10 protein-coding genes are annotated in these 12,696 nt (G+C 48.3%); 9 read left to right on the top strand and 1 reads right to left on the bottom strand.

Going from position 1 to position 12,696, the window contains the following annotated elements; genetic code table 11:
- Window positions 1-609: 609 nt before the first annotated feature.
- The gene (locus FHQ30_RS04050) at window positions 610-2,394 is read right to left on the bottom strand and encodes an ABC transporter ATP-binding protein/permease (RefSeq protein ID WP_139612177.1); all 1,785 of its coding nucleotides are present in this window, start codon (window positions 2,392-2,394) and stop codon (window positions 610-612) included.
- A 189-nt stretch (window positions 2,395-2,583) separates the two neighbouring features.
- Here FHQ30_RS04050 and FHQ30_RS04045 point away from each other — a divergent pair, with 189 nt between their 5' ends.
- The 9 genes from FHQ30_RS04045 (at window position 2,584) to cas2 (ending at window position 12,573) form a co-directional block, all read left to right on the top strand.
- Entirely contained in the window at window positions 2,584-4,245 is a 1,662-nt protein-coding gene (locus FHQ30_RS04045) for a putative transporter (RefSeq protein WP_139612176.1), read from the top strand.
- 154 nt (window positions 4,246-4,399) lie between these two features.
- Window positions 4,400-6,688, top strand: coding sequence for a CRISPR-associated helicase Cas3' (gene cas3, locus FHQ30_RS04040; RefSeq protein ID WP_139612175.1), 2,289 nt, complete (start codon window positions 4,400-4,402; stop codon window positions 6,686-6,688).
- 91 nt (window positions 6,689-6,779) lie between these two features.
- Window positions 6,780-7,007: a DUF2188 domain-containing protein gene (locus tag FHQ30_RS04035; protein ID WP_139612174.1), complete on the top strand. Its 228-nt coding sequence runs from the start codon at window positions 6,780-6,782 to the stop codon at window positions 7,005-7,007.
- Between the two features lie 173 nt (window positions 7,008-7,180).
- Entirely contained in the window at window positions 7,181-7,858 is a 678-nt protein-coding gene (gene cas5c, locus FHQ30_RS04030) for a type I-C CRISPR-associated protein Cas5c (RefSeq protein WP_139612173.1), read from the top strand.
- Complete coding sequence (cas8c, locus tag FHQ30_RS04025) at window positions 7,855-9,771, top strand: type I-C CRISPR-associated protein Cas8c/Csd1 (protein WP_139612172.1); 1,917 nt, start codon at window positions 7,855-7,857, stop codon at window positions 9,769-9,771. Before cas5c ends, cas8c begins: the two co-directional genes overlap by 4 nt.
- Window positions 9,772-9,774: 3 nt before the next feature.
- Window positions 9,775-10,638 (top strand): type I-C CRISPR-associated protein Cas7/Csd2, encoded by an 864-nt coding sequence (cas7c, locus tag FHQ30_RS04020; RefSeq protein WP_139612171.1) that lies wholly within the window; start codon window positions 9,775-9,777, stop codon window positions 10,636-10,638.
- 2 nt (window positions 10,639-10,640) lie between these two features.
- Window positions 10,641-11,258, top strand: coding sequence for a CRISPR-associated protein Cas4 (gene cas4 / locus FHQ30_RS04015; protein WP_139612170.1), 618 nt, complete (start codon window positions 10,641-10,643; stop codon window positions 11,256-11,258).
- Window positions 11,251-12,276, top strand: coding sequence for a type I-C CRISPR-associated endonuclease Cas1c (gene cas1c, locus FHQ30_RS04010; RefSeq protein WP_139612169.1), 1,026 nt, complete (start codon window positions 11,251-11,253; stop codon window positions 12,274-12,276). Before cas4 ends, cas1c begins: the two co-directional genes overlap by 8 nt.
- Window positions 12,277-12,279: 3 nt before the next feature.
- Window positions 12,280-12,573, top strand: coding sequence for a CRISPR-associated endonuclease Cas2 (gene cas2, locus FHQ30_RS04005; RefSeq protein ID WP_139612168.1), 294 nt, complete (start codon window positions 12,280-12,282; stop codon window positions 12,571-12,573).
- Window positions 12,574-12,696 lie beyond the last annotated feature (123 nt).

Genomic DNA, 12,696 nt, shown 5'->3' with positions numbered 1-12,696 from the left:
TGGTTTGTGTTTTTGTTTTTTTCTTGTCGGTTAATCCAACGACAAGAGAACGTTTAGCAACATCAATGCCACAATAAATCGGAGTGTTGTTCATCATTAACCAGCCTTGTATTCGGGTTTCGTTATTTCAACTGTTCGGTTTTGTTGATGAACGTTATCCACGCCTACGCTACAAGACGAGTTGATGCTCTAGGGGCGGTCAAGCTGTGGATAACGATTCGGTGCTGTGTTGCTAGTATACTTTATTTTGAATATACAAGGGGCGCATTGAATGCGCCCAAGATATAACGACTTAATTATAAATAGAAAAATCAAAGTGCGGTGCGGTTGGTTTTCAATTCCCCATCTGTAGTGCCTGAGCGTTTGCGTGAAGATTTCAAGGTCAATTTGTCGTGTCCGAAGCCTGCGTAGCAGGCAAGTTTACAAATTGACCGTAGAAATTAGCAAAGGCGAAGATCAGCACTACAACTGGGGTGTATTTTTTTGCTTACTTTTTTTGTACAAGCAAAAAAAGTAAGTCGCCATCGGCGAAACTCGATAGTTAAATTTTAAATGAATGAAAAAAAGAAAGTGCGGTATAAACCAAGTTCAAACCGCACTTTGTGGCTTTTATGCGTTTTCCAAGCGCCAGCTACCGTCTTGTTCAATATATAACAGACTGGTATGGAAACGTTTCAACGTAGAGCGGTGACCGACGCTGATCACGGTGCTGTTTGGCAGTTCTTGCAGCAGCAGACGGTACATAGCGTCTTCCAAGCCTTCATCCATACTGGCGCTGGCTTCATCTAAAAAGATGATTTGCGGTTTGTTCAATAATACCCGGGCAAACGCAATGCGTTGTTGTTCGCCCAACGACAGAATTTGGCTCCACTCCTCATTGCGGGTCAGTTTTTCGCTCAAATGTGCTAATGCGACTTTCTGTAACACCGCTTCCTCATGTTGATAATCGGCTTTTTCCGGCGTTTCATTGGGGTAATATAATGCAGTTAATAAGCTGCCTTGCGGCAAATAGGGTTTTTGTGACAAGAACAGTGCATTGCTTGGTGTCGCGATTTCGCCGTCGGCGTATGCCCATAACCCGGCAAAGGTTCGTAACAACGTGGTTTTACCGACACCAGAAGGACCTTGAATCAGCAAACGGCTATTTGATGGGAGATCGAGGGTTAATTGCTTGATTAACGTGGTGTGCGTCGGCGTCTTCACTGTTAAATTGCTGACTTGCAAGCGATCCGAATGTTCGTGAATGGTCGGCATTGGCAATTGCTCGGCGCTGTGCATGGCACTGTTAAAGCCGGTCAGACGATCCAATGTGGCTTTATACGAGGCAAAATTGTCATATGAATTGCGGAAAAAGGAGAGGGCGCTGTCCAATTGACCGAATACATTGGCGGTTTGCATTAAATCGCCTAACGAGATTTGTTGGCTAAAAAAGCGACCGGCTTGAATCAGAAACGGAAAAATCACCGAGGTTTGGCTGACCACAAAGTTGAAACCAGAGAATTTCAGGGTTCGATACACAATCTGCCAAACATTGGCAATCACTTGATCAAACTGGTTCAGCAAAATATTGCGCTCAGTTTTTTCGCCCTTATAAAATGCAATGCTTTCGGCATATTCTTTGATTCGAATCAGCGAATAACGGTAGTTTGCATTCAGTTTTTCACTCAAAAAATTTAAGCTAATCAATGGACGTCCGATTTTAAAAGCAAACAGTGAGGCGATTAATACGTAGCTAAATGAGATAAACACCATGCCGTGTGGAATCTCGACGTTAAAGACCGAGAGTGGCCCTGATAGGTTCCATAGGATCAAGGTGAATGCCACTATGGAGGTAATTGCACTGATTAATCCGGTGGAAAAACTGAGTGTGCTGCTGACGAAAGATTGAATATCTTGTTGAATCCGTTGATCGGGGTTATCGAGCTGATTGTAGCTGTATTGAGTTTTATAATAAGTGCGGTTTTCTGTCCATCGATCAATAAATCGCTGATTTAATTTAACTCGCCATTGAATAATAAAGCGTTGTGATAAATAAAAATTGGTTAAACTGAGTACAATATGAATGCTTGCTAACACAGTAAACAATACAATTGAACTCCAGAACGTATTCACATTCATTTCTTGCAATGCGGTGTACATCGTATTGTACCAATTTGAAAACAATACGCTCAAGCGCACCGCCATTAATGACAGCAGCACAATGACCATAAAGAGAATAATGGCTTTCAGATTGTTTTTAAGATCAATATAATCCGCCGTCAATTGCCAAAATTGCTTGCCCCAACGGCTGAATTTGATCAGCAACATGGTGAGGATGATTAAAAACAAAAAGCTGCCAAAAAAAGCCTGAGCCAACCAGAGCGCCGAGTCAAAAAGTTCTTGTCGTAAATTCATAAAAATCCAGATTTAACATATAGTAAGCATTTGATTCTCAAATAGCGAAAAAGTTTAACAAAAACCTAAAAATTTTCTGTAAAAAATATTGAGTTTGTTTTAAAAGTTTGCACTATAACAAACTTTTAGCCAGACAACACGAGTATAATAGCGCCAGTTCATTTTTATAAATAATCTATAGGAGATGTTATGAGTGATATTGCTATCACGATTAGCCTACTGGCTTCGGTTGCCGTGATCGGATTGTGGTTGGGGCATTTAAAGATCAGGGGTATTGGAATCGGTATCGGTGGGGTGCTGTTCGGCGGAATTTTGGTTGGACATTTTACCTATAAATATGGGTTGACGTTGGAATCCCATACCCTGCATTTTATTCAGGAATTCGGCTTGATCCTGTTTGTGTATACAATCGGGATTCAAGTCGGGCCGGGCTTTTTTGCCTCGTTACGGCAATCCGGGCTGAAGCTGAATCTGTTTGCGTTGATGATTGTGTTGCTTGGCGCGCTGCTGGTGATTGTGTTGCACCTATTGTTTGGTGTTGAATTGCCGATTATTCTCGGGATTTTCTCTGGCGCGGTGACCAACACCCCATCTTTAGGGGCCGGGCAGCAAATTCTGGCAGAGCTGGGCATGACCAACATCACCGAAACCATGGGGATGGCGTATGCAATTGCTTATCCGTTTGGGATCTGCGGCATTTTGTTGGCGATTTGGCTGATTCGCCTGTTCTTCAAGATTAAAATTGATGAGGAACATCGTCAGTTTGAAAAAGAATCGGGGCATGATAAAGAGAGCTTGAGCAGCCTGAACGTGAAGCTGACCAATCCGAACATCAGCGGTTTAAAAATTCGTGATATTCCGGGATTCGAAGCCAAAAATGTGCTGTGTTCCCGTTTAAAACGGGGGGATGAGTTGATAGTGCCGCATGCGGATACGCAAGTGGAGTTGGGCGATATTATGCACTTAGTCGGTGATATGCCGGATTTGCATCGAGTGCAGTTGGTGGTGGGCGAAATTGTGAAAGAGTCGCTTTCTACGCGTGGTACGGAATTGCGTTCCGTACGGGTGGTGGTTACTAACGAACAGGCGTTGGGTAAAAAAATTCGTGATCTGAAAATAAAACAGAAATACGAAGTGGTGATTTCACGTTTAAACCGTGCCGGGATTGAGTTGGTGCCAACCAGCAATACCAGCTTGCAATTCGGGGATGTGTTGAACTTGGTCGGACGCCTTGACGCCATCGAAGCAGTAACCGCAGTGATCGGTAATGCGCAGCAAAAATTACAACAGGTGCAAATGCTACCGGTGTTTATCGGGATTCTGTTGGGCGTGCTAGTCGGATCGATTCCAATCGCTCTGCCGGGCTTCCCGGTTGCCTTAAAATTGGGCTTGGCGGGCGGGCCGTTAGTGGTGGCGCTTATTCTTGCCCGAATCGGCAGCATCGGCAAACTCTACTGGTTTATGCCACCGAGTGCCAATCTGGCATTGCGTGAAATCGGGATAGTCCTCTTTTTATCGGTAGTCGGCTTAAAAGCCGGTGCGCATTTCCTCGACACCCTGTTAAGCGGCAGCGGCATGGAGTGGATGATGTATGGCGCCATTATTACCTTTATTCCGTTAATGGTCACCGGGGTCATTGCCCGCATCTACGGCAAAATGAACTACCTTACCTTAAGTGGCCTGCTTGCCGGCTCCATGACCGATCCACCGGCATTGGCATTTGCCAACGGCATCAAAGAGAACAGTGGCGCCGCCGCCCTCTCTTACGCAACCGTCTATCCACTGGTGATGTTTATGCGCATCATCTCACCACAGGTACTGGCTGTCTTACTGTTGTTGTTTGCGAAGTGATGAGGGGAAGGTGTTGTTCGTTTTTTGATCGTAAGAGGAATGTATTAGGATATTTGTATGATTGGGATAAATACGGATCTTTAATAGGTTAGCAGAGCCAGAATTTACTGTTAAAGGAGTAACGGCTTAAAGTATCTAAAAAGGGAGATAACAAATGAGTGAAACTATTAACACCACTGTTATTTACTACGCCCATTCCGCCGCAAACCAATCTTATGAATATTGGCAAACCCTGCACAACCATTCCTATAATGTGGGTGAGATTGCGGCGGGGTTTGCGCGTTTTTTTGCCGCCGGGGAAATTGCCCGTTGCACCGGACAATTACATGATGTAGGTAAATACAGCCCCGAATTCAACCAGCGTTTGCACGGTGCTGAAAAGCGGGTGGATCACGCCACCGCAGGCGCAAAGCTTGCGGCGGAAAAATGGGGCTTAATCGGCAAATTGATGGCGTTTTGCATTGCTGGACACCACGCCGGTTTGGCCAATGGGGCGGGCGAGGGCGACAACCGCCGTACTTTGCAAGCGCGCTTGGCTTTGCAGTTTGGGCATGATATTCCCAAGCTTGATGCGGTTTGGCAGCAGGAAATTCACTTGCCCGGCGAGTTAGCTCCGCCGCCGCTCAAACCCAGTGCAACGCAGCCTGCATTTTCATTGGCTTTTTTCACCCGCATGCTCTATTCCTGCCTGGTGGATGCCGATTTTCTGGATACCGAAGCGTTTTATCACCGTTTGGAAAACCAAGCCAACCAGCGTGGCGATGCCCCGGATTTGGCCGAGTTGCAACAGGCGTTCAACGCTTATCTTGCCGCTTTCAGGCAGCGTGTTACTGAAATCAAAGCCAAAACCGAAGCAGAAAAACGCAAAGCTGCAGTCAACCGTTTGCGTAGTGAAGTTTTGGATTATGCCGTAGAGCAAGCCGCTTTACCTAAAGGCCTGTTTACCCTCACTGTGCCCACCGGCGGTGGCAAAACCTTCACTTCCATGGCGTTTGCGTTAGAGCACGCCAAACGGTACGGGATGCGGCGGGTGATTTATGTGATTCCGTTTACCAGTATCATCGAGCAGAATGCCGCCGAATTTCGCAAGGCATTCGGTGATTTGAGCGAAGCGGCCGTGTTGGAACACCACAGCACCTTTGATGATGAAAAACTTCATCAGAAAACCAGCAAAGACAAACTGCGGCTGGCTTCCGAAAACTGGGATATGCCGATTGTGGTGACCACGGCGGTGCAATTTTTTGAATCGTTGTTTGCCGACCGCTCTTCACGTTGCCGCAAGCTGCACAATATTTCAGGCAGCGTGATTATTCTGGACGAAGCACAAATGCTGCCGCTCGATTTATTGCGACCGATTATGGCGGCAATTGATGAATTGGCACGCAATTACCATTGCTCGGTGGTGATGTGTACCGCCACCCAGCCAGCCATTCACGCTTCACATGGCTTTTATCAAGGCTTTGATGATGTGCGTGAAATCGCTCCTAACCCTGAGCAATTATTTGAACAACTACGCCGCACCACGGTGAAGCACATCGGCACACAAACCGACAGCGATTTGCTCGAAAAACTCACCGCCCAACCGCAAATGCTGATTATCGTCAACAACCGCCGTCATGCCCGCACTTTATACGACAGTGCCAAACATTTGGAAGGCGTGTTTCATCTCACTACCCTGATGTGTGCCAAACACCGCTCGCAAAAATTGGACGAAATCAGACAAAAATTGCAGGCGGGTGAGCCTTGCCGCGTGATTGCCACTTCTTTGATCGAGGCAGGCGTGGACGTAGATTTCCCGCTGGTGATGCGTGCCGAAGCCGGATTGGATTCCGTTGCCCAAGCCGCCGGACGGTGCAACCGTGAAGGCAAAAGGCTGCCTGAAGCAAGTATGGTCTGGATTTTCAAGCCGGAAGATCAATGGCAAGCCCCATCGGAATTGGGCTTGCTGGCAGCGAGTATGCGCTCAACCGTGCGCCATCATGCCGCCGACTTATTATCGCCCGCCGCCATTAGTACGTATTTTACTTCGGTGTATGACATCAAAGGAGACGAACTGGATAAGAAAAAAATTCTCGACAGCCACCACAAAGCAGGCAGCACACTGGATTTCCCCTTCCAAACGATCGCCCAACAATTCCGCATGATTGAAAACCACATGCAGCCCTTAATCGTGCCGTTTAATCAAGAAGCCGAAACGCTAATCGAAAGCCTGCACCATGCCGACCAAGTTGGCGGTCTGTTGCGTCAATTGCAACCCTACACCGTGCAAATTCCCGAAAGCGTATTGGCAAAATTGTATCAAGCAGGGCGGATTGAAGTGATTAATCAAGACAAATTCGGCAAACAGTTTTACAACCTGATTGGGTTGGATTTGTATGATGATGTGGCGGGCTTGAGTTGGGAAGATGTGGATTTTATTAAAATGGAAAATTCGGTAATTTAATATATACTAAATTGAAATATAAAAATTGACTTGTTGATATTAAGGCGATATCCTGTCAGTGCTGTGTGATGTTTCATAAGAGGAGTTATTCATGAAAAAGAACCAACATGTTGTCCCTCATCCTGAAGGCTGGGCGGTAAAAGGAGCTGGGAATGCAAAAGCGACGGCTGTGTACTCTACGCAAAAGCAGGCTATTGACAGAGCGGAGGATATAGCAAGAAATAAGAAAGCTGATACCAAGATACATGGAACAGATGGCAAAATCAGAGCGGGGAATAGCTACGGCAATGATCCTTTCCCGCCAAGAGACAAAAAATAACCAGCTTGAGTTGGCTTTTTGATCGCCAGATATTGGAAAATCAGCCACTTACGGGCGGCTGTGGGTTGAAATAATTTAGTATAGTTTTGCAGTAACAATCACCACCCCCTTGCTTCGGCAGGGGGCTGGCGTGGATTGAATAGGCCGTCTGAACGGCAAAAAAGGAGAAGCGGATGAATAACAAAGTGCGGTTGCATATTTGGGGCGATTATGCCTGTTTTACCCGCCCGGAAATGAAGGTAGAGCGGGTGTCTTACGATGTGCCGACACCGTCGGCGGTGCGGGGAATTTTGTCGGCGATACACTGGAAACCGGCGATTAACTGGGTGATTGACAAGATTTATGTGTTAAAGCCGATTCGGTTTGAGTCGGTGCGACGCAATGAGTTGGGGGGTAAAATTTCAGCGAGCAAAATCAGCGGGGCGATGAAACGCAAAAGCACGCAGGATTTGTTCATGTTGATTGAAGACGACCGCCAACAACGGGCGGCAACGGTGCTGAAAGACGTGGCTTATGTGATTGAGGCGCATGCGGTGCTGACCGATAAAGCGGGTGCGGAGGATAATTTGCAGAAGCATTTGGAAATGTTCAGACGGCGTGCTTCAAAGGGGCAATGCTTTCATCAGCCGAGCATGGGCGTGCGTGAGTTTCCGGCGAGCTTTGCTTTGATTGCAGACGATGAGCCGCTGCCTGAATCCGAATTGCAAGCAGATGAACAAAACCGTGATTTGGGCTGGATGTTGCACGATATTGATTTTGAACGCGGTCATTTGCCGCGTTTTTTTCGTGCCGAAATGAAAAATGGCGTGATTGATGTGCCGCCGTTTCGTGCTGAGGAGGTGAAGGCATGATTCTGACCGCATTGGCACGCTATTACAACCGCTTGGCAACAGAAACCGATAGCGCGGGCAATCCGAAAGTGCCGCCTTATGGGTTTAGCGAAGAAAAAATCGGCTATATTTTGGTGCTGTCAAAAGAAGGCGATTTGGTCGATGTGATACCGCACTTGAGCAGTGATAAAAAGCCGCAGCCGAAATTAATGAGCGTGCCACGCCCTGCAAAACGCACTTCAGGTGTAAAGCCGAATTTTTTGTGGGATAAAAGCGCTTATGTGCTGGGTGTAGAAGGGAATAAAGACAAACAGGCTGCGAAAGAAACGCCGTTTATGCCGTCTGAAAAAACCTTCGCTGCTTTTAAAGAGCATCATTTGGATTGCCTCAAAGATAGCGATGATGAGGGCTTGCAAGCCTTGCGTTTATTTTTGGAAAAATGGCAGCCTGAAAATTTTAGCCAGCCACCGTGCAGCAATGATTTGATAGATGCCAATCTGGTGTTCAAATTGGATGGCAAGCATGGTTATCTACATCAAAGCGAAGCCGCACAAGCATTGTGGACGGCACAACTGATTGATGAAAATGCCGAACAAGGCTTGTGCTTGGTGAGCGGTAAGCAAGCGCCGCTGGCCAGGCTGCACCCGGCGATTAAGGGTGTGTTCGGCGGGCAAAGCTCAGGTGGCTCGATTATTTCGTTCAACAAAGAGTCGTTTGCTTCTTTCGGCAAAGAGCAGGGGGCGAATGCGCCGGTATCCGAAGCCTCCGCCTTTGCTTACACCACGGCACTGAATTATCTGCTACGTCGTGATAACGGGCATTGCCTCACCATTGGCGATGCCAGCACCGTATTTTGGGCAGAGGCGGCAGACAAGCAAAGTGCGGTGGCGGCGGAAGGCTTTTTCGCTTCGGTTTTGACCCCGCCTGATGATGAACAAGAGAGCCAAAAAATCTTTGATGTGTTGGTACAAGTGGCAAAAGGGCGGCCGCTGCAAGAAATTGCGCCGGAATTGGCAGCCGACACCCGTTTTTATGTGTTGGGGCTCGCGCCGAATGCAGCGCGGATTTCGGTGCGGTTTTGGTATGAAAGCACGCTTGGCGAATTGGCTAAAAATATCTCAGTTTACTGGCAAGACTTGCATATTGAGCCTTGCGGGTGGAAAGGGAAAGCACCCTCTGTCTGGCGAATATTGATGGAAACAACCCCAAAGCGCAAAGGTGCGGATGGCCGTCTGAAAAAATCCGAATCTAAAGATATTCCGCCGCAATTGGCAGGCGAATATATGCGCTCGATATTAACCGGCAGAAAATATCCGCAAACCATGCTGGCACGCATGATTGGGCGGATACGTTCAGACGGTTATATTACAGGGCTTAGGGTTGCCGTTATTAAAGCCGTGTTAAATCGTAACAACCTTCACTATCGGGAGATTTCTATGGAGGAAAGTAAATTGAAAACAGAGATTGAATTGCCGGTTGGTTTGAATAAAAGCGAAACGGATATCCCCTATCGCTTGGGGCGGCTGTTTGCCGTGTTGGAGATTGCGCAGGCTTCGGCATTGGGCAATCTGAACGCCACTGTTCGGGATAAGTTCTATGGCAGTGCATCGACTTCGCCCCAGTATGTTTTTCCGCGTTTGCTGGACAACTATAACAATCATATTGCGGTTTTGCGCAAAGGGCGCGGTGCGGAATGGGTTAAAAAACCAAAATCAACCGCACTTTGGCTGGAGCGGGAGGTGGGCGAAATTATGCAGGAGTTTTTCTCAGGGCATCCGTTTCCGCGTCATTTGTCGTTGGAGGAGCAAGGGCGTTTTGTGGTGGGCTACTACCATCAGCGATACACCAAGCATGTTGAGGCACCCGAAGATGTGAATACTGCATTGGATCATGAAAACAATGTAGAAGAAAACGAAGAATCCCAAGGAGAGTAAAAAATGTCTATTCAAAACCGCTATGAATTTGTGTTCTTTTTTGACGTCAAAAACGGCAATCCCAACGGCGACCCCGATGCAGGCAATATGCCCCGCCTCGATCCCGAATCTAGCAAAGGTTTGGTCACCGATGTTTGCCTGAAACGCAAAATCCGCAATTTCATTGAAATGAGCTGTGAAAACGAGGCGGGTTTCGAGATTTACGTCAAAGAAAAAAGCGTATTGAACCTGCAAAACAAACGGGCTTATGAAGCGTTGGGCGTTGAGTCTGAAGCCAAAAAACTGCCCAAAGACGAAGCCAAAGCACGTGAAATCACCAATTGGATGTGCAAAAACTTCTTTGATATCCGCAGCTTCGGCGCTGTCATGACCACCGAAGTCAACAGCGGCCAAGTGCGCGGCCCGGTGCAACTGGCGTTTGCCCAATCCATTGACCCGATTGTGCCGCTGGAAGTCTCCATCACCCGCATGGCGGTGACCAACGAAAAAGACTTGGAAAAAGAGCGCACCATGGGGCGCAAATACATCGTGCCTTACGCACTTTACCGCGTACACGGTTTTATCTCCGCCAAACTGGCCGAAAAAACCGGCTTTAGCGACGACGATTTGAAAAAACTGTGGCAATCTCTGCAACTGATGTTCGAACACGACCGCTCCGCCGCCCGTGGTGAAATGGCAGCACGCAAACTGATCGTGTTCAAACACAATGATGCACTGGGCAACCAACCGGCATACAAACTGTTTGATGCCGTGAAAGTATCCCGCATCAACGGCGAAAGCGACACACCGGCGGCGGCATACAGCGATTACGCCATCGAAGTGCTTTCAGACGGCCTGCAAGGCGTGACGGTAGAAGAGCTGCTGTAACCATGCGCACCATCTCCCTCTCCGCCCTGCAACACTACGCGTTTTGTCCGCGTCAATGTGCGTTGATCCACAACGAGCAGGTATGGGCGGAGAATTTTTTGACCGCACAGGGCAGGGCGTTGCATGAGCGGGTGGATTCGGGCGAGCCGGAAACCCGTAAAGGCATTCGCTTTGAGCGCAGCGTGCATGTGTGTGCCGAGCAGTTGGGCATCAGTGGCATTCTGGATATGGTCGAACATGATTTAAAAACAGGCTGCCTGAAACCGGTGGAATACAAACGCGGCAAACCTAAGTCCGAGCATTGGGATAAAATCCAGCTTTGTGCGCAGGCTTTGTGTTTGGAAGAAATGACCGGCAAAACGGTGGGCGAGGGCGCGTTGTGGTATCAGCAAACCCGCCACCGCGAGCCGGTATTGTTTTCAGACGGCCTCAGACAAGAAACGCTGGCGGTGATTGCCAAAGTGCGGTCATTGTTGGAAAGCGGCGCAACCCCGCCGCCTGTGTATGGCAAACATTGCAAGGCGTGTTCGTTGCTGGAGCTGTGCCAGCCGCAGCTGTTGAAAAGGGATAGGTCGGCAGCTTATATCGCCGCTTTATATCCGGAGGAGAGTGATGCGTAAATTACAAAACACGCTCTACATCACCACCCAAGGCACTTATTTGCATAAAGAACGGGAAACCTTGCTGATTGAAAAAACCGTTGAAGGCGAGCGGCAGAAGCTGTTGCAGTTGCCGGTGCATTCGATTGCGCATATTTTCTGTTTCGGTAATGTGTTGGTGTCGCCGTTTTTAATGGGGTTTTGCGGGGAAAATAATATCAATCTGGCGTTTTTTACCGAAAACGGGCGTTATCTCGGGCGGTTGCAGGGGCGGCAGAGCGGTAATGTGTTGTTGCGGCGGGCGCAGTATAAGGTATCGGAACACCATCCGGTGGCGATTGCGCGCAATATCATTGCGGCGAAAATCCAGTCGTCGAAGCGGGTGTTGCAGCGCAGGCAGCGTAATCATGGCGAGCATGACGAGGTTCAGACGGCCATTCGTGCCTTGAATTTCAGTTTGAGCCAATTGCAGCGGGCGGATAATCTGGCGCTGATTCGCGGCATTGAGGGCGATGCGGCTTCGCGCTATTTCGGCGTGTTTCAGCATTTGTTGACGGAAAAGTGCGGTTTTGTGTTTAACGGCCGCAACCGCCGCCCGCCACGTGATCCGGTCAATGCCTTGTTGTCGTTTCTGTATAGCGTGTTGGGCAAGGACATCAACGGCGCGCTGCAAAGCGTGGGGCTGGATCCGCAAGTGGGCTTTCTGCACGCCGACCGGCCGGGGCGCGACAGTTTGGCACAAGATATTTTGGAAGAATTCCGCGCTTGGTGGGTGGACAGAATGGTGCTTAGCCTGATTAACCGCGGCCAAATCCGCCTACAGGATTTTGAGACCGAAGCCAGCGGCGCGGTGAATATCAAGGCGGATGCGCGCAAGCTGTTGTTTCAAAGCCTGCAAGCGAAAAAGCAGGAAAAAATCATTCATCCGTATTTGCAGGAAGAAGTGGAAATCGGTTTGCTGCCTTATATTCAAGCCATGCTGCTGGCACGGCATCTGCGCGGCGATTTGGCCGAATACCCGCCGTTTTTGATGAGATAGCCCATGCTGATGTTGATTACCTATGATATTTCGCTGGAAGACCCCGAAGGCCAAGCACGTTTGAGGCGGATTGCCAAACTGTGCCTGGATTACGGTGTGCGAGTACAATATTCGGTATTCGAATGCGACATCGCCCCCGATCAATGGGTGCGCCTGAAAGCCAAGCTGCTCGCCACCTACCAACCTGAAACCGACAGTCTGCGCTTTTACCATCTGGGCAGCAAATGGCGGCGCAAAGTGGAGCACCACGGAGCTAAAGCTACGGTAGATATATTCAAAGATACACTGATTGTGTAGCGCGCTAACCTGTTGTTCTCATAAAATTGCGGGAAGGTTGGCGATGGTTGATTTCTTTAACAATTTGGATAGAAAATAGTTATTTTGCTATGCTAAAATAATTCAAAGTGCCATCACCAAAGT

Origin of the sequence: Testudinibacter sp. 'clade 2' (assembly GCF_006227735.1) — a bacterium.
GTDB lineage: Bacteria > Pseudomonadota > Gammaproteobacteria > Enterobacterales > Pasteurellaceae > Chelonobacter.
This window is presented reverse-complemented; position numbering and strand designations above follow the sequence as displayed.